The 20,849-nt window shown below is 73.5% G+C and carries 21 protein-coding genes and 1 pseudogene; 6 read left to right on the forward strand and 16 right to left on the reverse strand.

Annotation, left to right across the window (positions count from 1 at the left end; genetic code table 11):
• Positions 1–15: 15 nt before the first annotated feature.
• The 4 genes from trmD to rpsP form a co-directional block, all read right to left on the reverse strand.
• A complete protein-coding gene (gene trmD / locus ACFLFB_RS12950; RefSeq protein WP_392542594.1) occupies positions 16–1,233 on the reverse strand; it encodes a tRNA (guanosine(37)-N1)-methyltransferase TrmD in 1,218 nt (405 codons plus the stop codon).
• Between the two features lie 6 nt (positions 1,234–1,239).
• Positions 1,240–1,782, reverse strand: a complete 543-nt coding sequence (gene rimM, locus ACFLFB_RS12955) for a ribosome maturation factor RimM (RefSeq protein WP_392542595.1) — start codon at positions 1,780–1,782, stop codon at positions 1,240–1,242.
• Between the two features lie 84 nt (positions 1,783–1,866).
• On the reverse strand, positions 1,867–2,109 hold the full coding sequence (locus ACFLFB_RS12960) for an RNA-binding protein (RefSeq protein ID WP_392542596.1): 243 nt from the start codon (positions 2,107–2,109) through the stop codon (positions 1,867–1,869).
• A gap of 2 nt (positions 2,110–2,111) precedes the next feature.
• Entirely contained in the window at positions 2,112–2,660 is a 549-nt protein-coding gene (gene rpsP / locus ACFLFB_RS12965; RefSeq protein WP_392545422.1) for a 30S ribosomal protein S16, read from the reverse strand.
• 600 nt (positions 2,661–3,260) lie between these two features.
• Between rpsP and ACFLFB_RS12970 the strand changes: the two genes are divergently transcribed.
• Positions 3,261–5,306, forward strand: a complete 2,046-nt coding sequence (locus tag ACFLFB_RS12970; protein WP_392542597.1) for an HNH endonuclease signature motif containing protein — start codon at positions 3,261–3,263, stop codon at positions 5,304–5,306.
• Between the two features lie 81 nt (positions 5,307–5,387).
• On the opposite strand, the gene ACFLFB_RS12975 is transcribed toward ACFLFB_RS12970, so the two are convergent.
• The gene (locus tag ACFLFB_RS12975; RefSeq protein WP_392542598.1) at positions 5,388–5,852 is read right to left on the reverse strand and encodes an RrF2 family transcriptional regulator; all 465 of its coding nucleotides are present in this window, start codon (positions 5,850–5,852) and stop codon (positions 5,388–5,390) included.
• A 64-nt stretch (positions 5,853–5,916) separates the two neighbouring features.
• On the opposite strand from ACFLFB_RS12975, the gene ACFLFB_RS12980 reads away from it, so the two are divergent.
• A complete protein-coding gene (locus ACFLFB_RS12980; protein ID WP_392545423.1) occupies positions 5,917–6,489 on the forward strand; it encodes a dihydrofolate reductase family protein in 573 nt (190 codons plus the stop codon).
• Here the strand turns inward: ACFLFB_RS12980 and ACFLFB_RS12985 are convergent.
• Positions 6,470–6,904 (reverse strand): MarR family winged helix-turn-helix transcriptional regulator, encoded by a 435-nt coding sequence (locus ACFLFB_RS12985; protein WP_392542599.1) that lies wholly within the window; start codon positions 6,902–6,904, stop codon positions 6,470–6,472. The two genes, ACFLFB_RS12980 and ACFLFB_RS12985, sit on opposite strands and share 20 nt — an antisense overlap.
• Positions 6,905–6,977: 73 nt before the next feature.
• Here ACFLFB_RS12985 and ACFLFB_RS12990 point away from each other — a divergent pair, with 73 nt between their 5' ends.
• Complete coding sequence (locus tag ACFLFB_RS12990) at positions 6,978–7,604, forward strand: DsbA family protein (protein ID WP_392542600.1); 627 nt, start codon at positions 6,978–6,980, stop codon at positions 7,602–7,604.
• Between the two features lie 10 nt (positions 7,605–7,614).
• On the forward strand, positions 7,615–8,319 hold the full coding sequence (locus ACFLFB_RS12995) for a maleylpyruvate isomerase family mycothiol-dependent enzyme (RefSeq protein ID WP_392542601.1): 705 nt from the start codon (positions 7,615–7,617) through the stop codon (positions 8,317–8,319).
• Between the two features lie 52 nt (positions 8,320–8,371).
• Here ACFLFB_RS12995 and ACFLFB_RS13000 read toward each other — a convergent pair whose 3' ends face one another.
• The 5 genes from ACFLFB_RS13000 to ACFLFB_RS13020 form a co-directional block, all read right to left on the reverse strand.
• Positions 8,372–9,382 (reverse strand): sulfate/molybdate ABC transporter ATP-binding protein, encoded by a 1,011-nt coding sequence (locus ACFLFB_RS13000; protein ID WP_392542602.1) that lies wholly within the window; start codon positions 9,380–9,382, stop codon positions 8,372–8,374.
• Positions 9,379–10,188, reverse strand: a complete 810-nt coding sequence (locus tag ACFLFB_RS13005; protein WP_392542603.1) for a sulfate ABC transporter permease — start codon at positions 10,186–10,188, stop codon at positions 9,379–9,381. The genes ACFLFB_RS13000 and ACFLFB_RS13005 overlap by 4 nt, the downstream gene beginning before the upstream one ends.
• Entirely contained in the window at positions 10,185–11,081 is an 897-nt protein-coding gene (cysT, locus tag ACFLFB_RS13010) for a sulfate ABC transporter permease subunit CysT (RefSeq protein ID WP_392542604.1), read from the reverse strand. The genes ACFLFB_RS13005 and cysT overlap by 4 nt, the downstream gene beginning before the upstream one ends.
• A gap of 10 nt (positions 11,082–11,091) precedes the next feature.
• Positions 11,092–12,129 (reverse strand): sulfate ABC transporter substrate-binding protein, encoded by a 1,038-nt coding sequence (locus ACFLFB_RS13015; RefSeq protein WP_392542605.1) that lies wholly within the window; start codon positions 12,127–12,129, stop codon positions 11,092–11,094.
• A 257-nt stretch (positions 12,130–12,386) separates the two neighbouring features.
• Positions 12,387–13,475 (reverse strand): amidohydrolase family protein, encoded by a 1,089-nt coding sequence (locus tag ACFLFB_RS13020; protein WP_392542606.1) that lies wholly within the window; start codon positions 13,473–13,475, stop codon positions 12,387–12,389.
• 175 nt (positions 13,476–13,650) lie between these two features.
• Here ACFLFB_RS13020 and ACFLFB_RS13025 point away from each other — a divergent pair, with 175 nt between their 5' ends.
• Both ACFLFB_RS13025 and ACFLFB_RS13030 read left to right on the forward strand, forming a co-directional pair.
• Positions 13,651–14,232 (forward strand): helix-turn-helix domain-containing protein, encoded by a 582-nt coding sequence (locus ACFLFB_RS13025; protein WP_392542607.1) that lies wholly within the window; start codon positions 13,651–13,653, stop codon positions 14,230–14,232.
• A complete protein-coding gene (locus ACFLFB_RS13030) occupies positions 14,225–15,535 on the forward strand; it encodes an MFS transporter (protein WP_392542608.1) in 1,311 nt (436 codons plus the stop codon). The genes ACFLFB_RS13025 and ACFLFB_RS13030 overlap by 8 nt, the downstream gene beginning before the upstream one ends.
• On the opposite strand, the gene ACFLFB_RS13035 is transcribed toward ACFLFB_RS13030, so the two are convergent.
• The 5 genes and pseudogenes from ACFLFB_RS13035 to ACFLFB_RS13055 all read right to left on the reverse strand — a co-directional run bounded on the left by ACFLFB_RS13035 (position 15,532) and on the right by ACFLFB_RS13055 (position 20,846).
• Positions 15,532–15,669: a hypothetical protein gene (locus ACFLFB_RS13035; protein WP_392545467.1), complete on the reverse strand. Its 138-nt coding sequence runs from the start codon at positions 15,667–15,669 to the stop codon at positions 15,532–15,534. The two genes, ACFLFB_RS13030 and ACFLFB_RS13035, sit on opposite strands and share 4 nt — an antisense overlap.
• 101 nt (positions 15,670–15,770) lie before the next feature.
• A pseudogene (locus ACFLFB_RS13040) lies at positions 15,771–15,932 on the reverse strand (glycosyltransferase); the annotation flags it as partial.
• A gap of 52 nt (positions 15,933–15,984) precedes the next feature.
• A complete protein-coding gene (locus tag ACFLFB_RS13045; protein ID WP_392542609.1) occupies positions 15,985–16,818 on the reverse strand; it encodes an alpha/beta fold hydrolase in 834 nt (277 codons plus the stop codon).
• Positions 16,815–18,431, reverse strand: a complete 1,617-nt coding sequence (gene ffh, locus ACFLFB_RS13050; protein ID WP_392542610.1) for a signal recognition particle protein — start codon at positions 18,429–18,431, stop codon at positions 16,815–16,817. The genes ACFLFB_RS13045 and ffh overlap by 4 nt, the downstream gene beginning before the upstream one ends.
• Before the next feature lie 9 nt (positions 18,432–18,440).
• Positions 18,441–20,846: a [protein-PII] uridylyltransferase gene (locus tag ACFLFB_RS13055; RefSeq protein WP_392542611.1), complete on the reverse strand. Its 2,406-nt coding sequence runs from the start codon at positions 20,844–20,846 to the stop codon at positions 18,441–18,443.
• Positions 20,847–20,849 lie beyond the last annotated feature (3 nt).

Genomic DNA, 20,849 nt, shown 5'->3' on the forward strand with positions numbered 1-20,849 from the left:
CGGACCCGAGACGGGTCAGGACTGGCGGCGCTTGGTGAGGTCGATGGTGCCGGGGAAGGACCCCTCGCCCGGGTGGGCGCGGTAGCCGGCGCGCCGGTACCTGCGGTGGTTGCCCTCGCTCACCGCACCGGTGTTGATCCAGTACGTCGTCACCGACGGGGGCGCGCCCGCCTCGGCCAGCTCGAGCAGGTCGCGGCCGATGCCCCGGCCGTGGAGGTCGGGGGCCACCATGAGCCGACCGGTCTCCCACACGGTGGGGTCGTCGGGGCGCACCCGCCCCCGGACCGACCCGACGAGCCGGCCGGGTGACCCGTCGCCCGGCACCCGCGCGACCCAGGTGGTCCACTCGGTGAGGCCGCGGGCGACGTCCTCGAGGGTCTCGTCGAGCGGGGGGATCGTCCACGAGCCGGAGATCCGACCCTCCGGCACCCAGCAGGCGAGCTGGAGGACGCGCAGCTCGGGGGCGTCGGCCGCGGTGGCCACGCGGACGTCGAGGTCGTCGAGACCGCCGGTGGTGGCCGCGGCGGCGAGGAGGTCGGGTCGGCGGGCGGCCGTGCGCGCCAGGCGCTGCTCGTGCCGCCAGCGGGCGATGGCCCCGTGGTCACCGGAGAGGAGGACCGGTGGCACCTCGCGGGCCGTCTCGCCGTCCTCCCACCGGGCCGGACGCGTGTAGACGGGGTACTCGAGCAGGCCGTTCTCGTGCGACTCCTCGACGAGCGACTCGGCGTTGCCGACGACCCCGGGCAGCAGCCGCCCCACGGCCTCGACCATCGCGAGCACCGCGACCTCTCCCCCGTTGAGGACGTAGTCGCCGAGCGAGACGACGGTGACCGGCATCCGCTCTGCGGCGTGCTCGTAGACCCGCTCGTCGAGCCCTTCGTACCGGCCGCAGGCGAAGGCCAGCCACGGTTCGCCGGCCAGCCGCTTCGCCAGCGCCTGGTCGAACGGCACCCCGCCGGGGCCGGGGACGATCAGGTGCGGCACCGGGGCGTCGTCGGTGGCCCCGTCGGCCACCACGTGGTCGAGGGCGGCCGCCCACGGCTCGGGCTTCATCACCATGCCGGCGCCGCCACCGAACGGGCTGTCGTCGACGGTGCGGTGCCGGTCGTGGGTGAAGTCGCGCAGGTCGTGCACGTGGAGGTCGAGGATGCCGTCGCGGCGCGCCTTGCCGATGAGGGAGAGGTCGAGGGGCGCGAGGTACTCGGGGAAGATCGTGACGACGTCGAGGCGCACGCGGGGTCAGCTCCCGAGGTCGAGGAGCCCGGCGGGGGCGTCGAGGACGACGACGCCACCCGCGACGTCGACCTCGGGGACGATCGCCTCCACGAACGGGACGAGGACCTCGCGCCCGTCGGTGAGGGTGACGAGCAGGCGGTCCTGGGCCGAACCGAGCTCGAGCCCGGAGACGCTGCCGAGGTCGGCGCCCGAGGGGTCGACGACGCGCAGGCCGACGAGCTCGTCCTCGGAGAACGCGTCGTCGTCCTCGGGGTCGGGGCCGGTGTCGTCGTCGGCGCCGTCGAGGACGAGGCGCGTGTTGCGCAGCGACTCGGCGCCGGTGCGGTCGGGGATCTCCACGAAGCCGAGCAGCCAGACGCCGTTGTGGACGCGGGTCGAGCGCACGGTGAGGGTGCGCGGCACGCCGGTGCCGGGGGCGGCCTCGGTGTCGAGCACGGTGCCGACGGCGAAGCGGCGCTCGGGCTGGTCGGTGTGCAGCTGCACGGTGACCTCGCCGAGCAGGCCGTGGGGCTTGCCGATGCGGGCGAGCACGGAACGCGATGTCACGACGGACATCCTCTCGTGGAAACGGCGGACGGCGGGGCGCCCCGGGAACCGGGGTGCCCCGCCGTCACGGGCGGACCTTCGGGGTCAGCGGACCCGGTCGGTGTCGACGATGTCGATCCGGACCTGGCGACCACCGGCGAGCGCACCCATGACGGTGCGCAGCGCGCTGGCGGTGCGACCCGAGCGGCCGATGACGCGGCCGAGGTCCTCCGGGTGCACGCGCACCTCGAGGATCTCCCCGCGGCGCAGCTCCTTGCGACGGACCTGCACCTCGTCCTTGTGGTCGACGATGCCGGTGACGAGGTGCTCGAGGGCCTCCTCGAGCACGGTCAGGCCTTCTCGTCCGTGGACTCGGTCGCCTCGGCCGCGGGGGCCTCGGTCGCGGTCGCGTCGGCGTCGGTGTCGACGCTCTCGGCGGCAGCGGTGCCCGAGTCGGTGTCGGCGGCGACGGGCGCCTCCTCGACCGGGGCCTCGGCCTTCTTGGCGGCACGCTTCTTGGCGGTGGTGGCGCCCGAGGTGTCCTCGGCGGTCGCCTTGCCGGCAGCGGCGAGGGCGGCCTCGTAGAGGTCCTTCTTGGGGGTCTTGGGAGCCTTGACCTTGAGGGTGCCCTCGGCGCCGGGCTCGCCCTTGTACTTCTGCCAGTCACCGGTGATCTTCAGCAGGGCGGCGACGGCCTCGGTCGGCTGGGCGCCGTTCCCGAGCCAGTACTGCGCGCGCTCGCTGTCGATGTCGATGAGCGAGGGCTCCTCGGTGGGGTGGTACTTGCCGATCTCCTCGATGGCCCGGCCATCGCGCTTGGTGCGCGAGTCCATGACGACGACGCGGTAGAACGGTGCACGGATCTTGCCCATGCGCTTCAGACGGATCTTGACGGCCACGGTGGTGGTCACTCCTGTTGATGATGAGCGCGGCGAGACCGCGCACGGATCGCGCGGGGTGCCGGATGCTCGGTGTAGGCGTCCGGTCCGGCGGCCGCGGAAGCGTTCCGTCCGGACGGGTACAGCCGTCCATTCTGCCAGAGACGGCGGGGTGCCCCGAACCACGGCGTTGCCAGGGCCTGAAGCGCGCCACAGCCCGGGCCCGGGTGCCCGGATCCCTGCGGGGGCTCAGCTGTGTCGTGGCGCCCACGCGGAGGAGTCGATGCGGCCCCTCGCTGCCCGACGTGGGCTCGCCGCCGCCTCATCCGGTGGTGGTGGGCTCTCAGGCGCGTGGATGTCAGCGGGTTCCTCTCCCGTTTCCGCGTCGCCGTAGGTGGTCGTCGCTATGTCAGGCGCTCGGATGACGGCTGCCTCCTCCGCTTCTCCCTCGCGTCCGGTGGCGGTGCGTTGTCCGGCCTTTGATGTCAGCGGCTTCCTTCGCGCTTCCCCCTCGCTGATGGCCGTCCGAATCGGGCTGCGATTCATCCACATTCGGCGAATCGAACACTTGTGCTACGGGGTCGAGACGGGTAAAATCGTGGGCAGGGGAAGGGGGAAGCAATGACCGTCACACAGGCACCGGTTCGGGGGAACGCGGTGGGTTCGGACGAGCTGCTCGCGGTGCTCGACGACATCGCCGCGGCGCTGTCCACGCTGACTCTTCCTGCGGTGACGGTCGGTGGGCGGGACGCGTGGGCTGAGGTGGTGCGGACCTGCCAGCACATCGTGAACGCGGCCACGGGCGTGCAGGACGCGGCGATCGTGCGGCTGTGCGCGATCGAACCCGACGTCCTCGACGACGGCGAAGTGGTCGAGCGGCACCACGCGCCCGGTCACGTCGCCTTGGACGGACCCGCCCTGGTGTCCTCCGCCCTGGACGTCACCGCCGTCCACGCCGAACGGCGGGTCCGTGGCGCGGCCCGGCTCGCCGCCGACGGTCCCGCGGGAACCAACACCTGCACCGGGTTGGGTGGGTTGCACGACGCCATGCGCGCCGGCGCCCTCGACCCCTACCGCGCATCGGTGGTCGCTGAGGAGCTGGAGGAGGCGCCACCGGAGGTCGCGGAGACCGTCGTCGCGACCCTCGGGAAGCACCTCACCCGCGAGACCGGCCCGCAGCTGCGCCGCCGCACCCGGAGACTGATCGCCCGGATCAGCCCCGACCTGCTGCACCAGCGCGCCAAGCGCGCCAGGGAGGAGTGCGGGCTGCGGCGGTGGGTCGACCAGCCCGGTGTCGACCGGTGGGAGGGCACCTTCCCCTCCGAGGACGCCGCCACCGCGTGGGCCGCGATCGACGCCCGAGCCCAACAGCTCGTCACCACCGGCACCTGCGACCGCATCGAGCGGGCCAGAGCGCAAGCGCTGGTCGACCTCGTCACCGGAAACGCCACCATCACCACCATCGTCATGCTCACCACCCCCGCCACCGACGAACCCCGCCAGGAAGCGCACCCGACCACGGGCCACGACACCCACCACCGGCAGGGGCGGACCTCGGTGTCGCACGAGGGCACCTGGGCACCTGCGACGGGGCGGCAACACCGACAGCTCGCCGGCGTGGATGCCACGACCATCGTCGAAGCCACAGAGGGGGTCGCCGTCGAGGCGACGTCGGCGCCACGATCGACGAGCAGCAACCAAGGGCCGGGCGCTCCAGCCCTCACCGCACCCGAACTCCTCGACCCGACCCCGGGCCATGGCCCACCCAACCGGGCCCAACGACGACGAACCAGACCCGAACCCGAGGACCTCGTCGAGGTACCCAACCCCCTGGGTGGGGAACCCATGCTCGTCGCCCGCGCCTGGCTCGACGCCCTCATCGCCTCCCCCACCACCACCATCCGACCCGTCACCTGCGACCCGGCCACCGGCGCCATCCGCAGCGACATCACCACCGACACCTACCGGCCACCCAAAGAGCTCGCCGACCGCATCCGGAGCCGCGACGGCAGATGCCGCTTCCCCGGCTGCCACGTCAACGCCCGCTTCTGCGACATCGACCACGTCCGCCCCTGGCCCATCGGCCCCACCGCCGACCACAACCTCATCTGCCTGTGCCGACGACACCACCGCATCAAACAACGACCCGGCTGGCACGTCACCCTCGCCAGCAACGGCACCGTCACCTGGACCGACCCCACCGACAGGCAACGCACCACCGCACCCATCGACGCCCTGCGCACCATCACCCTGCCCGACACCAACCTGGCCGAGACCCTGGCGACCCCAGTGGCCGCATTCGACTCCACGCGCAAGACGGACGATGCCACCCCGGCCGAGGCGAACCACGCTGGCGCAACCCGCGGAATCACGACGCAGACCACCAGGACGGACGCCTCCCCACCGCGGCACGCGGCCATCGCCCCGGCACGTACGCCGCTCCCCGGGACGACCGACGCCCACAGTTCCCTCGAGTTCGCCCTCGAACACCTCCTGGGCAGCTCGGTCCCTAGTCGCCGCGGCCGCCGACCAGCGCACCGAACCGTCGAGACCCTCCGCCTCCACGGCCTCGACGTCGACAACCCGGAGCGCCAGTGCCGCACCCGAGCACGCCTCCACCGGCGAGCGCGGACCACGGACCGGTACCCGGACACCCCGCCCTTCTGACACGGGCCGACCGACGACCGGACGCGCCGCCGTTCTGAACCGCCGTGCCGTGCCCCTCCAGTGGAGGCAGCTAAGCGGTGGTCAGCGGTTGCGCCAGGCGTCCGGTGCGGCGGCCATCTCGGTGACGCGCGCCGGCAGCGACCCGGTGAGGACGTCCTCCAGCGAGGTGCCGTCGAGGACCTCGCGCAGGCTGGACCGCAGCGCGACCCACACCGTGGGCAGGTGCTGGGCCACGCCCTCGTAGCTCGTCTCGTGCGGACGCAGGCCGCGCACCTCGGCGAGGGGTCCGTCGACGGCGCGGAAGACGTCGCCGAGGGTGGTCTGCCGGGCCTCGCGCGCGAGGGCGTAGCCGCCGCGCGCCCCCCTGGTGCTGGTGACCAGGCCAGCACCGCGCAGGTCGGCCGCGATCGCCTCGAGGAACTTGCGCGGCAGGTCCTGCCGCTGGGCGAGCGTCTCGACGCTCACCAGGCCGAGGTCGTCACGCTGCGCCTGCGCGAGGATGAGCATCGCCCGCACGGCGTAGTCGGTGCGCGCCGAGATGTCCACGACGCCAGTGTGGCGCAGCCCGTGGCGCCCGCGTCACCACGGCCCTAGCGTGCTGTCCGTGCTCATGTTCTCCATGACCGTCTCGGTCGACGGTTTCGTCACCGACCGCGCCGGCGACATCGGGTTCTCCACCCCGAGCGACGAGGTGTTCCACGCCCACCTCGAGGAGGTCGCCTCGCTCGGCGCGTACCTCCTGGGCCGCCGCCTCTACGAGATGATGCGCGTCTGGGAGACCGACCCCGCGATGCGCGGCACGCAGGCCCACGCGGCGTTCGCCGACGTGTGGTGCGACCTGCCGAAGGTCGTCTTCAGCCGCACGATCGAGCGCGTGGAGGGCAACGCGCGGCTCGCGACGGGCTCGGTCGCCGAGGAGGTTGCCGCGGCCCTCGCATCCACCGACCGCGACGTGTCGATCGGCGGCCCGGACCTGGCCGGCCAGGCGATGCGGCTCGGGCTCGTCGACGAGCTGCGGGTGTTCCGCGCCCCCGTCGTCGTCGGCGGCGGGCTCCCCTACCTCCCCTCGCTCGACGACCCCCAGCGGTTCGCCCTCGTCTCGGCCCGGCCCTTCGACAACGGCATCGTCCTCGAGCACTACCGTCGGAACGGGACCGGGAGCGTCACAGGTACGGGTCGGTGATCTCGCGCAGCGCCTCCAGCCCTTCGCGCAGCCGCGCCATCCGCTCGGGGCCGAGGTGCGCGGCCCACTCGGCCTCGATGCGGTCCTCCTCGGCCCGGGCGTGCGGGATCGCGGCCAGGGCCCGCGGGGTCATCCGCACGAGCCGGGCGCGGCCGTCGGCGGGGTCGGGAACGCGCTCGACGTAGCCCGCCCGCTCGAGCCGGTCGACGAGGGCCGTCGCGGTCTGCTTCGCGATCTGGGCCCGGGCCGCCAGGACGCTGAGGCGGGTGCCCTCCGGGTCGAGCCCCATCATCAGGCGGCTCTGCGCGAGGGTCACGTCGTCGAACCCCGAGGCCTGGAGGGCGTCGAAGATCCGCGCCGAGGCGTCGCGCGCGGCGATGAACATCAACAGGCTGGTCGGCAGCGGACGGCTCATGCCACCCCTTCACATAGTCCTATGTACGAACTATAATAGTTCGCCAATGGGACCATCGTAGGACGGAGCGACGATGACGACGCGCGAGGTGGCGGTCGACTTCTGGTTCGACCCCGTGTGCCCGTACTCGTGGACCGCCTCGCGCTGGCTGCACGAGGTCATCGGGCGGCGGCCCCTCGTCGTGCGGCACCACGTGATGAGCCTGTACCTGCTCAACGAGCACCGCACCGACGTCGAGCCGGAGTACTGGCGCAACGTCGAGCTGTCGCGCGGGCCCGCCCGGGTCGCCACCGCCGCCGCGACCCACTTCGGCGAGGAGGTCCTCGACCGCCTCTACACCGCCTTCGGCGAGCTCGTCTTCGACGTGTGGCGCCGACCCTCGCCCTCGGAGTACCGCGAGGTCCTGCTCGTCGCCCTCCCCCGGGCCGGGCTCCCGGTCGACCTCGCCGACGCGATGGACACCGACGAGCACGACGCCTCGATGCGAGAGAGCCACGACGCGGGGGTCGCCCTCGTCGGCAGCGAGGTCGGCACGCCGATCACCGTCATCGACGGGTCCGCCTTCTCGGGGCCGGTCCTCAACGCGATCCCCCGCGGCGACGAGGCGCTTGACGTCTTCGAGGGCGCCCGCCTCCTCGCCGGGTACCCCCAGTTCTTCGAGCTCAAGCGCACCCGGACCAGACCACCGGTCTTCACCTGAGGAGGACGACATGTCGAGAATGACCACGGCCGAGGCCGACACCCTGTGGGAGGGCATCGACGACCAGCGGGCCCGCACCGCCCGGCTCCTGGAGGGCCTGTCTGCCGACCAGTGGGACCAGCCCTCGCTGTGCCGGGGGTGGACGGTCCGGCACGTCGCGGCGCACCTGACCGGTCAGCAGCTGTCGTACGGCGACGCCCTTGCCTTCGTCGCGCGCCACCCGAGGATGCTCCGCAGCCTCGGCCTCAACGCGGCGATCCGCGATTCGGCGGTGATCCTGGCCCGTGAGCTGTCGACGACCGAGATCGTGGACCACATCCGGGCCGGCATCGGGTCGCGGCGCCACAACGCCTTCGTCACCCCGCTCGAGACCCTCACCGACATCCTCGTCCACAGCCAGGACATCGCCATCCCGCTCGGCGTCGACCTCGCGATGCGGCCCGGACCGAGCGCCACGGCGGCGACCCGCCGCTGGGACACCAGGCACGGCTGGATGGCGTCGGTGAACCGTCGCCTGCCCTACGAGGGGTTCCGCCTCACGGCCACCGACACCGACTGGTCGCGCGGTGACGGACCGGAGGTGGCGGGACCGGTCGGCGCGTTGCTCCTGCTCCTCACCGGTCGGCCCGCCGCGCTCTCGCGGCTGTCGGGAGAGGGCGCCGACGCCCTCCGCTCGCAGGTCGACCGGCCCTCTCCGACTCGCGGGGCGAGGTGAGACGCGACAAGGGGGACGGTGGGGCCTCCCTCGCCCCGCGCGGAGGGATGCGTCAGATGGCGAGGGCGGGCTCGGCGTCGGTGGCGTCGACCGGGCGCGAGGCGCGGGCGAAGACCGACTCGCCGGGCGCGAAGCGCTGGCGGTCGGCCTCGGCGCGGGTCACCTGGGCGGCGAAGCGCTCCCCGGTGTCGGCGCGCAGCTCGACCCGCACCTCGAAGCCGAGCCGCACCACCCGCTCGATGGTCGCCGCGACGACCCCCGGCGAGCCGGGGATCCGCGCGTCGGCCTCGTGGGCGGCGGTGCGGTCACGGTCGAGGACGATGTCGTGCGGCCGCACGAGCTGGCCGCCGAGGCGGGCCACCGAGCCGAGGAACGACATGACGAAGTCGTTGGCCGGACGCTCGTAGAGCGACACCGGGTCGCCGACCTGCTCGATGCGGCCGTGGTTGAGCACCGCGATCCGGTCGGCGACGTCGAGCGCCTCCTCCTGGTCGTGCGTGACGAGCACGGTGGTCACGTGCACCTCGTCGTGGAGCCGGCGCAGCCAGCGACGCAGGTCGGCACGGACCTTGGCGTCGAGCGCACCGAACGGCTCGTCGAGGAGCAGCACCTGCGGGTCGACCGCGAGGGCCCGCGCGAGCGCCATCCGCTGCCGCTGGCCACCGGAGAGCTGCGCGGGGTAGCGGTGCTGGAAGCCGTCGAGGCCGACGATCTCGAGCAGGTCGTCGACCTTGCGCTTCACCTCGTCCTTGGGGCGCTTGCGGATGGTGAGGCCGAAGGCGACGTTGTCGCGCACCGTCATGTGCTTGAACGCGGCGTAGTGCTGGAAGACGAACCCGATGCCGCGCTTCTGCGGGGGCTGGTCCGTCACGTCGACGCCGTCGATGGTGACCGCTCCCCCGTCGAGGCCCTCGAGCCCGGCGATCGAGCGCAGCAGCGTGGACTTGCCCGACCCGCTCGGCCCGAGCAGGGCGGTGAGCGACCCCGCCGGGATCTCGATGTCGACGTCGTCGAGGGCGACGAAGTCGCCGTAGGTCTTGCGGGCGTTCGTGACGGTGATCATCGGGTGCTCCTCTTGCGGTCGAGCAGGGTCATGAACAGCAGGGTCGCCAGCGCCAGCCCCATGAGGAGCGTGGCGGCGGCGTACGCGCCGTAGGTGTTGTGGTCGTCGATGTAGCGGGAGTGGACGAGGAGGGTGAGGGTCTGCGACACCCCGGGGAAGCCCGAGCTGACCATGATGACCGCGCCGAACTCGCCCAGGGCGCGGGCCACGGTGAGGACGACGCCGTAGGTGAGGCCCCAGCGGATGGCCGGGACGGTGATCCGCCAGAACGTCTGCCAGGCCGAGGCGCCCAGGGTGGACGCGGCCTGCTCCTGCTCGGTGCCGATCTCGTGCAGGACCGGCTCCACCTCGCGCACGACGAACGGCAGGGTGACGAAGATCGTGGCGATGACCATGCCGGGCAGGCCGAAGATCACCCGGATGCCGGTCGCGCCCTCGAGCCCGCCGAACCATCCGGTGACGCCCCACAGCATGATCAGCGAGACGCCGACGACGATCGGCGAGACGGCGAACGGCAGGTCGACGATCGCCTGCACGGCACCGCGGAACGGCACCTTCCAGCGGGCCAGCGCGATGGCCGTGACCACGCCGAACACGACGTTGAGCGGCACGACGATGGCGACGATGAGCAGCGAGAGGTTGAGCGCGGCGATCGAGGCCGGCGTCTGCACCGACTCGAGGAACGCGCCGATGCCCGGATCGAAGGTGCGCCAGAGGATGACCGCGATCGGGACCGCGAGCAGGCCGACGAGGTAGACCAGCGCGAGCGAGCGCAGCGTGAGGGTGGTGCGGCGCGACGTCCTCATGACGACCTCGCCTCCCTGCGCTGGCTGCGGCCGGACCAGACGCGCAGGACGAACAGGGTGAGGAACGAGACCGCGAGCAGGGCCACCGAGACCGCGGCGGCGTTGGCCGGGCGGTCGATCTCGATCTGCTGCTGGATGTACTGCGAGACCACCTGCGTCTCGCGCGGGATGTTGCCACCGATGAGGACGACCGAGCCGTACTCGCCCACCGCGCGGGCGAAGGCGAGCCCGGTGCCGCTGATGATGGCCGGGGCCAGCGTCGGCAGCACGATGCGGCGGAACGTCGTGCGGTTGGACGCGCCGAGCGAGGCCGACGCCTCCTCCACCTCGCGGTCGAGCTCGATGAGGACCGGCTGCACCGACCGCACGACGAAGGGCAGCGTCACGAACGCCAGGGCGACGACGAGCGCCCAGCGGGTGGCGTTGAGGTGGATGCCCACCGGGCTGTTGGGCCCGTAGAGCGAGAGCAGCACGATGCTCGCCACGATCGTCGGCAGGGCGAACGGCAGGTCGATGAGCGCGTTGACCACGCGCTTGCCCGGGAACTCGTCGCGCACCAGCACCCAGGCGATGAGGGTGCCCATCACGGCGTTCAGCACGGCCACCACGGCCGAGACGCCGAGCGTGACCGCGAGCGCCGCCAGGGCGACGGGGGCGGTGACGGCGTCCCAGAACCCGCCGAGGCCCTCGTCGAAGGATCGGACGGTCAGGGCGGCCAGGGGCAGCAGCACGATGACGCTGAGCCACAGGCCGACGACGCCGAGGCCGAGGCTGCGCCCGGGCGTGGCCGCGGGCCGGCGCCCCTCCGTGGTGGGAGGGGCGCCGGCCGGCTGCTCTGGCGGCGGTGCGGGTTCGGTGGACGAGTCCCCGCGGGGAAGGGTCGTCGCTGTCATGGGTCCTCGATTACTGGGTGGCCGCGTCGTAGATCTTGGCGATCGAGCCGACGTCCTTCTTGAACAGCGAGCCGTCGACCGTCTTCCAGCCACCGAGGTCGTCGATGGTCCAGAGCTTCTCCGGCTCCGGGAAGTCGGCCGCGAACTCCTGGGCGACCGTGGCGTCGACCGGGCGGAAGCCGGCCTGCGCCCAGAGCTTCTGCGCCTCGGGGGTGTAGAGGAAGTCGTTGAACGCCTTGGCCTTCGCGGCGTTCTTGCCCTTGGAGACCACGGCCGCGGGGTTCTCGATCTTGAAGGTCTGCGGCGGCGTGACGTGCTCGACCGGGTCGCCCTTGCGCTCGATGAACAGCGCCTCGTTCTCGTAGGAGAGCAGGACGTCGCCGCTGCCCTGGAGGAAGGACTCGGTGGCCTCGCGACCCGACTTCGGCTGGATCTTCACGTGGTCGCCCACGAGCTTGCCGATGTAGGCCAGGCCCGCTGCCTCGTCCTTGCCGCCGTTGCTCTTGGCGGCGTAGGGGGCCAGGAGGTTCCACTTGGCCGAGCCGGAAGAGAACGGGTTGGGGGTGACGACCTCGACGCCCGGCTTGAGCAGGTCGTCCCAGTCCTTGATGCCCTTGGGGTTGCCCTTGCGCACGATGATCGTCACGACCGAGCCGAACGGCAGGCCCTTGTGCTCGTTGGCGTTCCAGCTCGCGTCGACGAGGCCGGCCTCGACGAGGCGGGTGACGTCGGGCTCGACCGAGAAGTTGACGAAGTCGGCCTCCGCACCGGCGGCGACCTTGCGCGACTGGTCGCCGGACGCGCCGTACGACTGCTGGAACTGCACGCCCTTGCCGGCCGCGGTGGCCTGGAAGGCGGGGATGAGCTTGTCGAAGCCGACCTTGGGGACGGCGTACGCGTAGAGGTTGATGGTGCTCGTCGCGGCGTCGGCGCCGGCGGGCGAGGCGTCGGCCCCGGCCACGTCACTGGCCCCACCGCCGGCACAGGCGGACATCACCATCGACGCGCTGAGGGCGACGGCGGCGAGGGCGATGCGGTTCCTGCTCATGCTGGGTGCTCCTGGTGTGTGGCCCCGGGTGGGGCGTGGCGCCGTGGTGGCGCATTCCTATGCGATGAGTAGGAGTTTCCATAGGGTTGCGTTATCGGTCAAATAACCTGACCTTATGTCTCGCGATGTGGGCAGGCCGCGCCGAGGGCTGGACGCGTCAGCGTGCGAGCCCGTCGCCCTGCCCGTGAGTGCGGAGGTGGTTGCCCCGGCGACCGTCTCCGCACTCGCGGCGAGCGGTCGGGTCGGGGCCCCGCGGGTCAGCCGCGGACGAGGGCTCCGCGCAGCACGACGGCGCGCGGGTGGGCGAGGACGCCGACGTCCTCGCGGGGGTCGGCGGCGTAGACGACGAGGTCGGCCTCCGCCCCCTCCTCGATGCCGGGCCGACCCAGCCAGGCGCGCGCCCCCCACGTGGCGGCGTCGATGGCCTCGAGGGCGCTGAAGCCGCAGCGGGTCAGCCGCTCGACCTCCTCGCCGGCGAGACCGTGCGCGAGCGAGCCCCCGGCGTCGGTGCCGACGTAGACGGGCACGCCCGCGTCGCGCGCGGCGGCGATGGTGTCGTAGCGCCGGGCGTGCAGGTCGAGCATGTGCGCGTGGTAGCCCGGGAACTTCTCCTGCGCCGGGGCCGCGATCTCGGGGAAGGTGTCGATGTTCACCAGCGTCGGGACGATGGCGATCCCCTGCCGGGCGAACGCCTCGATCGTCTCGGGGACCAGGCCCACGGCGTGCTCGACGCAGTCGGTGCCGGCGGCCGCGAGGTCGACGAGCGACTCCTCGCCGAAGCAGTGGGCGGTGACGCGCGCTCCCTCCTCGTGCGCCGCGGCCACGGCCTGCGCGAGGACGTCGGCGGGCCAGCAGGGCGTGAGGTCACCGGCGTCGCGGTCGATCCAGTCGCCGACGAGCTTGACCCAGCCGTCCCCGGCGCGCGCCTCGAGCCGCACCCGCTCGACGAGCTCCTCGGGCTCGACCTCCCACGCGTAGTCGCGGATGTAGCGCCGCGTCCTCGCGATGTGGCGCCCGGCCCGGATGATGCGCGGCAGGTCGGCGCGGTCGTCGACCCACCGGGTGTCCGACGGCGAGCCGGCGTCGCGGATGAGGAGGGTACCGGCATCACGGTCGCCGAGGGCCTGGCGCTCGGCGACCTCGGGCTCGACCGCGCCGTGCGCGTCGAGGCCGACGTGGCAGTGGGCGTCGACGAGCCCGGGGAGCACCCAGCCGTCGACCCGCGTGACGTCGTGGTCGCCCTCGGGCCGCTCGTAGGTGACCCGCCCGCCGAGCACCCACGCCTCCGGCGCCTCCTCGTCGCGGCCGACGAGGACGGGACCGGTGAGGTGCAGCACCTGTGCCATGCGCCGACCCTAGCTGTGGCCGACGTCCCGCCCGCCTGTCGTGTCCCCCTCGTGGGGAGCCCGGCCCGGGCCAGCCGCAGCCACCCTCCTTGCCTCGTGAGAGCGTGGCTGGACGTGAGAGAACTCTCTCGATACGGTCCTCTCACATCACCTCCTCCCCGGACCGGAGCCCTCGATGACCAACCCGTACGGCGACCTCGAGCTCGACGCCACCGGCATGCGCGCCCTCGCCCACCCCGTGCGCGTCCGCATCCTCGGCGAGCTGCAGCAGCACGGCCCGAGCACCGCGACCCACCTCTCCCCCGTCGTCGGGGCGACCCCGTCGGTGACGAGCTGGCACCTTCGCCACCTGGCGGAGCACGGCCTCGTCCGCGACGCCCCGGCGCAGGGCACCGGCCGCGAGCGCTGGTGGGAAGCCGTCAGTCGCGGAGTCCGGTTCTCCCCCAGCGGTCCCGGCGCGCGTGAAGCCCACCGGGCCCTCCGCCACGTCATGGAGCAGGCCGACGGCGACGTCGTCGGTGACTGGGAGCGCGACGTCGAACCCGGCCTTCCCCCGGCCTGGCTCGACGTCGCCGGACGGTCCAGCACCCGCGTCCTCGTCACCGCGCAGGAGGCCATGGCCCTCGAGGAGGCGATCGAGTCCCTGCTCGCTCCCTACGTCCTGCGCAAGGACGACCCCTCCTCGGCCCCGGCCGGCGCCCGCACCGTCCGGCTGCTGCGCCACACCCTCCCCGACGCGGCGGCCGGCGATGCCTGAACCCGGGTCCCTCGCCGAGGCGGCGCCCCCCACCGCCGCGCGGCGTCCGCTGTGGCGCGACCGGCGCTTCCTCACGTCCTGGTCGGCGCAGTCGGTCTCGGAGCTCGGCGACCGCGTCTCCGAGCTGGCCGTCCCGCTCGTGGCCGTCACCGTCCTCGACGCCAGCGCCACCGAGGTCGGCCTGCTGTCGGCCGTCATCTGGCTGCCGAACCTCGTGGCCCTCGTCGTCGGCGCGTGGGTCGACCGCCGGCCCCGCAAGCGTCCTCTGCTCGTGGGGGCCGACCTCGCGCGCGCGGCCGTCGTCCTCACCGTCCCGGCGGCGGCGCTGCTCGACGTGCTCACCCTCGCCCAGCTCTTCGTCGTCGCGCTGCTCCTCGGCGCGTGGTCGACCCTCTTCCGCTCGGCGTGGCAGCCGTTCTTCGTCGCGCTCGTCCGGCGCGACCAGTACGTCGAGGCCAACGGACTGATGAGCGCCACCCGCTCGGGGTCGTTCATCGTGGGCCCGGCCGTCGGTGGCGGGCTCGTCCAGCTCCTCACGGCGCCCTTCGCGCTCGCCGTCGACGGGCTGTCGTTCCTGGCGTCGGCGCTGCTCCTGCGTCGCGTCGACGTCACCGAGACACCGCCGGTCGTCACCGACGACGACGTCGCCCTCCGGACGCGGCTCGCCGACGGGATGCGCCTCGTGCTCCGGCACCCGGTGCTCGCCCCGGCCCTGCGCAGCGTGGCCTGGGTCAACCTGTTCACCATCATGGTCAGCGCACTGCTCATCGTGTTCGCCGCCCGCGACCTCGGGCTCGACGCCGCGACGATCGGGCTCGCCCTGGGCATCGGCTCGGGCGGGGCGCTGCTCGGCGCCGTGGCCGCCGGCCGGATCGCGCGGTGGATCGGCACCGGCCGCACCATCGCCCTGGGGACCTTGCTCTTCACGGCGCCGATGGCCCTGGTCCCCCTCGCCGGCGGCTCGACCCTCGCGAAGGCGGCGGTCCTCGCCGGGGTGGAGGCGGTGAGCGGCTTCGGCGTCATGCTCCTCGACGTCAACCTGAACGCCGTGATGGCGGCCGTCATCCCCGACGACGTCCGGGCCCGGGTGCAGGGAGCCTTCACCACCGTCAACTACGGCACGCGACCCCTGGGGGCGGCGGTCGGTGGGATCCTCGCGGGCGTCGTCGGCACCGGGCCGACCCTCGTCATCGGCGGCGTCGGCGGCGCCCTCGGGGTGTTGTGGCTGCTCGGCACCCCCGTCGTGCGCATCCGCTCGATCGATGACCTCGAGGACCCGAACTCGCCTCCGCGACCGCCCTAGTCGCTGCGCGCGGCACCGACGATCGCGGTCGCGGCTGCACGCCCCGGGGCGCCGTCGCGCCACGCCGCACCGAGCTCGGCGGCCCGGGCGGACGCAGCCGGGTCGGCGAGCACCGCGCTGATGGCGGCGCCCACCTCCTCGCCCGACGCCTCGCGGGGCAGGGTGCGGCCGACGCCCGCGCGCTCGACGGCCTCACCGACGAGGGGCTGGTGGCGTGGCCGCTCATCGCGATGACGACCACCGGGACGCCGTGGGCGAGCGCCGCCATCGTCGTGCCGTGGCCCCCGTGCCCGACGAGCAGCCGCACTCCGGGCAGCACCTCCGAGTGCGGGACCAGCCCGCGCACCTCCACGGAGGTCGGCACCCGGAGCCCTTCGGGGTGCAGCGACGGCCCCACCGTCGCGATCGCCGGTACCGGCAGGGCGCAGGATGCTGCTCATCGCGACACCCTAGGACCGCGGGTCAGCCGCGGCCCGCACGACGCGGCGCACCGTCTCGGTGACGACCTGCGGCGAGTCCGTGTGCACCCAGTGGCCGGCACCGTTGACGGTGACCAGGCGCGTGCGCGGGAACAGGCCGCGCATCGTCGTGACGTCCTCGTCGCGGACGTAACCCGACTCGGACCCGACGAGCCACACGACCGGGCCGGCCCACGGATCAGCCTGCAGCACAGGGAAGTCCGCGATGGCGGAGCCGCTCCCTCGCGCTGCGTCCTCGGCGATGAGCTCGAGGTTGGCCTGCCACGACCAGTCGGTGCCGGAGCGCCGCAGGTTCTGCAGGAGGAACGCCTTGACGCCCGGGTCGGGCTCGTCGAATCGGGCCTCCGCGTCGGCGCGGCTCGTCAGCGCGTCGAGCGGCAGGGCCCGCATCTCCTCGATGTACCCGCGGAACCGGTCGAGGTCGCCGTAGTCCTTCGGGGCGATGTCGACGACGACGAGGCTCGCGACCAGCTCGGGGTGGGTGAGGGTCAGGACCATCGAGACCTTGCCGCCGAGGCTGTGCCCGACGACCACCCAGCGCTCCCCCGGCGCCGCAGCCTCGAGCGTGGCCGCGACGGCGTCGGCGTACCCCTCGTACGAGAACGCGTCCGACCACGGAGACCGGCCGTGGTCGGGCAGGTCGACGAGCAGGCAGCGGGCGCCCGTGCCGTCCGGGCCGGACACCGCCTTGGCGACCTGCGACCAGTTGCGCCCCTGGCCGAACAGTCCGTGGAGGAAGGCGACCCGCGGCCCGTCGGTGCCGACCGACGTTGTGTGCAGGCCGCCGCCCTCGCCCGAGGTCACTTCCCGAGGAACTTCTCGAAGCCCTTCGGCAGCTGCGCCGGGTCGATGGCCGAGGGGTCGAACCCGCCGGCGGCGTCGCCACCCGGACCCGCGCCGAACGAGCCGCCGTTGGGGGCCGCCGGGCGCTGCCCGCCCGACTTCTCCTCGGCGGCGCGCTTGGCCGGGTTGCCCGACTTCGACTTCTTGCGCTGCGGCTGCTGCTGGCGACCCCGCTTGCCCGGACCGGAACCGCCGCCGGGCATCCCCGGCATCCCGGGCATGCCGCCGCCGCGGGCGAGCTGCTTCATCATCTTCTGGGCCTCGCCGAACCGCTCGAGCAGCTGGTTGACCTCGGAGGTCGTCACGCCCGAGCCCTTGGCGATGCGCGAGCGGCGCGAGCCGTTGATCTGCTTGGGGTGGTTGCGCTCGAACGGGGTCATCGAGCGGACCATCGCCTCGATGCGGTCGAACTCGCGCTCGTCGAACGCGTCGATCTGGGCCTTCATCTGGCCCATGCCCGGCATCATCCCGAGGATCGACTTCAGCGAGCCCATCTTCTTGATGGCGGCCATCTGCTGGAGGAAGTCGTCGAAGGTGAAGTCCTCGGCCGCGAGGAACTTGCGCTCCATCTCAGCGGCCTGGGTGCGGTCGAACGCCTTCTCGGCCTGCTCGATGAGGGTGAGGACGTCACCCATGTCGAGGATGCGCGACGCCATCCGGTCGGGGTGGAAGACCTCGAAGTCCCCCAGCTGCTCGCCGGTGGACGCGAACATGATCGGCCGCCCCGTGACGGACGCGACCGACAGGGCCGCACCACCGCGGGCGTCGCCGTCGAGCTTGGAGAGCACGACACCGGTGAAGTCGACGCCCTCGAGGAACGCCTCGGCCGTGTCGACGGCGGCCTGGCCGATCATCGCGTCGATGACGAACAGGACCTCGTCGGGCTGCACGGCGGCGCGGATGTCGGCGGCCTGCTGCATGAGGTCGGCGTCGACGGCGAGGCGGCCCGCGGTGTCGACGATGACGACGTCGTGCTGCTTCGCGCGCGCCTCGGCCACGCCGGCCCGCGACACCGACACGGGGTCGCCGTACGACCGGGTGCCCTCGGTGCCGCCGCTGACCGCGTCGTGGCCACCGACGTTGCCCCGCTCGGGGGCGAACACCGGGACACCGGCGCGCTGGCCGACGACCTCGAGCTGGGTCACCGCGTTGGGGCGCTGGAGGTCGGCGGCGACGAGGATCGGGGTGTGCCCCTGGGCCTTGAGCCAGGTGGCGAGCTTGCCGGCCAGGGTCGTCTTGCCCGAGCCCTGCAGGCCCGCGAGCATGATGACGGTGGGCGGGTTCTTCGCGAACCGCAGCGTGCGGGTCTCCCCGCCGAGGATGGTGACGAGCTCCTCGTTGACGATCTTGACGACCTGCTGGGCCGGGTTGAGCGCCTCGCTGACCTCGGCACCCAGGGCCCGCTCACGGACCTTGTGGGTGAACTCCTTGACGACGGGCAGCGCCACGTCGGCGTCGAGGAGCGCCATCCGGATGTCGCGGACGGTCTTGTTGACGTCGGACTCGGTGAGCCGCCCCTTCGTGCGGAGGTTCTTGAAGGTCGCGGTCAGGCGGTCGGACAGGCTCGTGAACACCGGACAAGGCTAACGGGCCGCGGGAGCCACCCCGTCGCACGTGTCGATGACGAGACTCACCGCCTGCGCCACGCGTGCCGGCGGCAGCGGCAGGTCGTCGGCCCCGGTGAGGTAGAACGTGTCGAGCGTCTGGCCCGCGTAGGTCGCGATGTGGGCCGAGCGCACCGAGATCCCCGCGCCAGCCAGGGCCGCCCCGAGCTCGTGGAGGAGGCCGGGCCGGTCCTGGGCCCGGACCTCCAGGACCGTGGAGTCGCTGCTCGCCCCGGGGACGACGAGGGCCCGCGCCTGGCCGGGCGTGCCGAGCCCGCTCTGGCCCGAGGGACGGGGCAGGTGGGCCCTGCGCCGGTCGAGGGTCGCCAGCGGCCCCCGGTCCCCGCGGCCCAGCCGGGCCAGGCCGCGCTCGATGCGCGTGGGGTCGGGGACGGCGCCGCTCGGCGACTCGACGTGCCACTCGTTGACCGCGATCCCCTCGACCGTGCGCAGGATGGCCGTGCGGACCGTGTGGCCCTCGGCGGCGAGCAGCCCGGCGGTGTCGGCGAACAGCCCCACCCGGTCGAGGTCGGTGATGTCGAGGCGGTGCGAGCCGCCGTTGTCGATGACGCGCACGTGGGGGTCGCCGCCGCGCACCGAGGCCACGAGGTCGGCGGGCAGGGCCGTGGCCGCGTCGGTGGCCGGGACGGTGGCGCCGTCGAGGGTCGTGGGGGCCGGGCCCTCGAGCCGGTCGCGCACCGCGGCGGCGAGCTGGTCGAGGAGGGTGGCGCGCCAGTCGGTCCAGGCCAGGGGCCCGGCCGCCGACGCGTCGGCCTCGGTGAGCGCGAGGAGCATCTCGAAGACCTCGGGGTCTCCCCCGACGGCGGCGACAGCCGCGTCGACGGTCATCGGGTCCTGGTGGTCGCGCCGGGTGGCCAGCTCGATGAGGGTGAGGTGCTCGCGAACGAGGGTGACGAGGACGTCGACGTCGCGCGGCTCGAAGCCCCACCGGGTGGCGATGGTGCGGGTCGTCTCGGCGCCGGTCACCGAGTGGTCGTGGGCACCGCGGACCTTGCCGATGTCGTGGAGGAGGGCGCCGGCGAGGAGCAGGTCGGGTCGGGAGACACGGCGCACGAGCCCCGCCGCCCGCACGACGGTCTCCACGAGGTGCCGGTCGACCGTGTGGCGGTGCACGGCGTTGCGCTGGGGACGCGAGCGCACGGCCTCCCACTCGGGCAGCCAGGTGTCGACGATGCCGACCTGGTCCAGGCCCTCCCACACGGTGACGAGGCCGGGTCCGGACGCGAGGAGGTCGCCGAGCAGGTCGCGGGTCACCGCGGTCCACGGCACGGCCGGGGCGGGCGAGGAGCGGGCGAGGTTGTCCAGGGTCGCCGGGGCGATGGGCAGGCCGGCGCGCGCGGCGACGACGCCGGCGCGCAGCGGCATCGAGGAGTCGGCCTCGGCCAGGCGCGCCGAGCCGAGGACGACCTCGCCGTCGCTGGCGAACAGGCCGTGGCCCAGCGGCGTCATCTGCGGGCGGCGGGGGCCGACGCGCAGGGTGCGGGCGCGCTGGGACTGCCCGGCGCGGCGCAGCGTGCCGTCGAGGGCGTAGGAGATGAGCCGCCCGGCGGAGGACACCGCGGTGAGCAGGTCGTCGGCGTCGGGGTGGCCGAGCAGCGCCGCGACGGCGTCGTGGTCCTCGCGCCCCAGGCGGTCGCGGCCGCGGCCGGTGACGACGTGCACGGCGTCGCGGACGTCGAGGAGGAGGCCGTGGGCGGCGTCGACGCTGCCGTGCGGCCGGTCGGCGAGCCAGGCCTCGGCCAGGGCGTTGAGCACGGTCATGTCGCGCAGCCCGCCGTGCGCTTCCTTGAGCTCGGGCTCGATGGACTGGGCGAGGTCGCCCTGGCGCTGGTGGCGCGAGACCACGGCCTCGACGAGCTGAGGGAGGCGCTTGCGGGCGTTGCCCCGCCAGTCGTGCGCCACGGTGGAGCGGGCCGCCGCGACGAGCTCGGTGTCGCCGGCGAGCGGCGCGAGGTCGAGCAGCCCGACGGCGGCGGTGAGGTCGGCGGCCGCCACCTGGCGGCACTGGCTCACGGTGCGGACGCTGTGGTCGAGCCGCACCCCGGCATCCCAGATGGGGTACCAGATGCGGTCGGCGAGCGCGGTGAGCTCCTTCGCGGGGAGCGAGCGCTCGGAGTGCAGGAGGACGAGGTCGTAGTCGGACAGCGGCCCGGCGTCCGCGCGGCCCAGGCTCCCGACCGCGGCGAGGGCGACCCCCTCGATGCGCGTCCCGCCGGTCGCGGCGCGCCAGACCTCGGCGAGCCAGTTCCGGTTGAACGCGGAGAGGGCCTCCCGGCGCGCCCGGCCGGCACCCGCGACCGCGAAGTCACGGGTGCCGGCCAGGTCGAGCCGCCTGGAGCCGATCTCGCTCGAGGGGGTCGACATCGC

The sequence above is a fragment of the Oryzobacter telluris genome, assembly GCF_043099285.1.
Lineage (GTDB): Bacteria > Actinomycetota > Actinomycetes > Actinomycetales > Dermatophilaceae > Oryzobacter > Oryzobacter telluris.